Raw genomic sequence first — 3,093 nt, forward strand, 5'->3', positions numbered from 1 at the left:
CTGCATCGCCATTTCGGCATACATCTTTTTCAGGCGCCGGTTCTCATCAGCCATGGCCTTCATTTCCGCCATCAACGACGCATCCATGCCGCCGTATTTCGAGCGCCAATTGTAGTACGTCGCGTTGCTGATCCCGTGTTCCCGGCAAAGATCGGCAACCGGCACACCGCTCTCACCCTGCTTCAAAATCGCCAGGATCTGGCTTTCCGTAAATCTTGATTTCTTCATGTCGTTCTCCAAGCGCATCAAAGGCCGGAGAAGTCCAATTTTCAACCCAGTGGTTTTCGGGGATGATTACCAGAAGACATTATACTTTTTTGACGTTCGCTTTGTCGCAAAGCAACGAAAAATCTACCATAGAAAATTTACGTTAAACCTGGAAAAAATCTCCACAACGAATGGCTGATCAAAGACAATTAATATTGTGATATGTAAAAATTTCTAATTTTCTATGACCAACTATCCCAAATGATACAGTCTGGATCGTTGTTGTAACTAATTATTGTCATTGTGCGAAATATTGGCACGAATTTCTATCGTTAACGGGCGAATTCGCACAATGATTACACTTGACACCGTAGCTGAGGAGATGGGTTATTGTCTATTAGTTCTAGTTCAAAATATACAGCAAATGCTGTCAAAATTGGCGGTCAAAATGATCGTGAAGAAGAAAAATGCGAAAGTAACGAAAAAAATGCGCCTAGGAGATTCAATAATAATGGGCCGAGAACAAAAACATTACACCTGTTCTATTTGAGTGTCGGAAAAAAGGAGGCTGCTGAAAGAACATGGAGAGAATTACCTGAAACCAGGAAGCGTAGCATCGATCGTGAGCACGCAGAAACAATGATGAAGCAAGCGGAAGATAAAAAGAGAAAACATGTTACTCTAGATAGTAAAACTATGGGTGAAATAATTCACCCGGGTCGTAATTTTTCTGAAATTGAAAAAGAAGTGAACAATACAGATGACATAGCGACCAAAGCTAAAATTCTTACATGCCCTAATAAAGGTGTTCAGGGAGCTGCAACGCTCGGCATGATTTCCGCTATCCATACAAACAAAGAATTGGTGCAGAAATTCAGAAAGATCAATCACGATATTCTCATCAAAAATCCTGAAAAGCGGGGCCAAGACCTACGAATCGGATTTCAACCGGCATCGAATTTCAGAGATGTTAATGAAGCTATCATTGCGGGAGGTCCGCTGAGCTATAACAAAGCGCAACAAATAATGGGTGATGTAAAGAAACCTGACAAGGCGACAATAAGGATTGTTTCCTATAACCGTGAGGGTTTGCCACCCTTTGGCCATGATACCGGAACGCAAAATTCGAAACACTTCGAACTAAATGTGTTCACCGAAGATACTATTGTCGGAACCTTCTTTGAGTCCAACACATATATTGATGCCATCATGGGAGTTGAAAAATACGGTTTTGGCGAACTTAATGTTCAAGTTCCTTACAAGCCCCGGTCTCCAGAATCTCCGTTTGAGAAATTGTTTGCACCAGAAGAACCGAATTCCAGCTTCGGGGCTCCTAACGTGCTTATCGCATCAAATGATCACAAACACAGTTTTGTAAGGTCTGTGGCGCTGTATCAGCAAGGAGCTAAGTATTCTGAAGAATTGGAAAAACTAGAAAAACTAAATCATGAATTGGACGAATTACAAAGAGCACCTCAAGAAGAGTCCGCTGAGAAGCGTGAATACCTAAAGAGTAGAATAGAAAATGTTGATGACCGCGCCGAAAAAATGAAGAACTTTACACCAAATAAAATATCATTCGCGGCTGTATTTCCCATTAGCGCCGAACAACATCACGAACTGCTAAAACACAAGGCATTACTCGACGCTATTTATCAAACTGGGCTTTTCCCAACGCTCGGCAGCCATTGCGCCGCCAATACATGTGCAAATTACAATGGCATGCTCCTGGAGCTTATGAATATTGATAAAAAGGATGAAGAGCACAGGATTTCCGAGCTTCCGCTAGATATGCTCGAGCACCGGATCATTGACTTGTCTTCCGTGATAGAGGGAGCGAAGTTAACAGCACCTGTGGAGCCCCGTTCTATCTACCAGGACACTTATGTCAACAAGCGTATTGATGAGATAACGACAAAGAATATTTCAGCTAATGAAGCACATCGTTTGGCGAAACTGGGCGTAGCAGAACCCACACTTTATCAACCACGTGGTGAGCGGGCATCGTTTTTTGGTCAGTATTTAGCGCCTTACAATAAGGATGATGTTGAACATGAGGTTGATACGCTGGCTGCAAACACGGCGCTAAAATTGGCGGAGCAGATGTTGAACAGCAATAAAGAAGATCACGATCCAAGTGTTTTGCAATTGCAATAACCGGCTAGGTTCTGTTGACAAAGTGGATTCCCAAATCAGCTGAGCTGTGATTCAAGACTGTCTTTTAGGAGGCAGTCTTGGCACGTGGCGATTTGACGGACGCAGAATGGGAATTGATTGAAGCATTGCTTCCTTCGGAGCGAGGCCGAAAGTCCCGTCCAGCTCAGGATAACCGCCGTTATCTGAATGGTATGCTGCACGTGCAGCGCGTTGGCTGCCCCTGGCGGGTAGTGTCAAAGATCTTTCGCACTTTTGTTTTCAGGCGACGGCTCCGTGGGTTTGGTACTGGTCCGCGTAGAGCGGTGCCATGTTCATGTATTTTCGGCTGGACCACTTGCCCGCGGCGATATGCCTGAGCCTGGCCGCGGCCAGGTTCAGGCATGACTGGCCGTCCGGGAACGCCCAGACGACCCGCGTGCGTCGCCGGATCGGTATTGCCAAGTTGTTTGTCATTGGATGCAAGGCAGCGCGGCCCCTGCTTTTTCAAGCGGTCATTTCTGCTGTGTAGTCGGACCACAGGCAGAAGGCATCTGCCCTGGCGTGTCGCCAGGAGCGGGCTGAGAGTTTGTATCGGCGGGGACGAAAGATGGTGTTTATCTGATCGTGGGCTGACAGGAAACGCTGTGCTTGGCGGGGCGATTTGAACCGCCCCATGATCTTCTCTCGCTTCCTGGTCTGGCGGTGTGCGTTTTCAATTCTGTTATTCAGGCCCTTGTGGGCTCGATGATC

The 3,093-nt window shown here is 46.0% G+C and carries 3 protein-coding genes and 2 pseudogenes; 2 read left to right on the forward strand and 3 right to left on the reverse strand.

Annotated features, from left to right (window positions below; genetic code table 11):
- The coding region (locus OA90_RS27460) for a transposase (RefSeq protein WP_068420205.1) at window positions 1-228 on the reverse strand (228 nt) is incomplete at its 3' end.
- A gap of 369 nt (window positions 229-597) precedes the next feature.
- Here OA90_RS27460 and OA90_RS27470 point away from each other — a divergent pair.
- Window positions 598-2,364, forward strand: coding sequence for a hypothetical protein (locus OA90_RS27470; RefSeq protein WP_156510725.1), 1,767 nt, complete (start codon window positions 598-600; stop codon window positions 2,362-2,364).
- A 77-nt stretch (window positions 2,365-2,441) separates the two neighbouring features.
- Window positions 2,442-2,591: pseudogene (locus OA90_RS29390) on the forward strand (transposase); the annotation flags it as partial.
- A gap of 31 nt (window positions 2,592-2,622) precedes the next feature.
- Here OA90_RS29390 and OA90_RS29395 read toward each other — a convergent pair.
- Window positions 2,623-2,793: pseudogene (locus tag OA90_RS29395) on the reverse strand (IS256 family transposase); the annotation flags it as partial.
- Between the two features lie 54 nt (window positions 2,794-2,847).
- A partial coding sequence (locus OA90_RS28390; protein ID WP_156510726.1) for a DDE-type integrase/transposase/recombinase occupies window positions 2,848-3,093 on the reverse strand: 246 nt, incomplete at its 5' end.

The sequence above is a fragment of the Labrenzia sp. OB1 genome (assembly GCF_001624695.1).
Taxonomy (GTDB): domain Bacteria; phylum Pseudomonadota; class Alphaproteobacteria; order Rhizobiales; family Stappiaceae; genus Roseibium.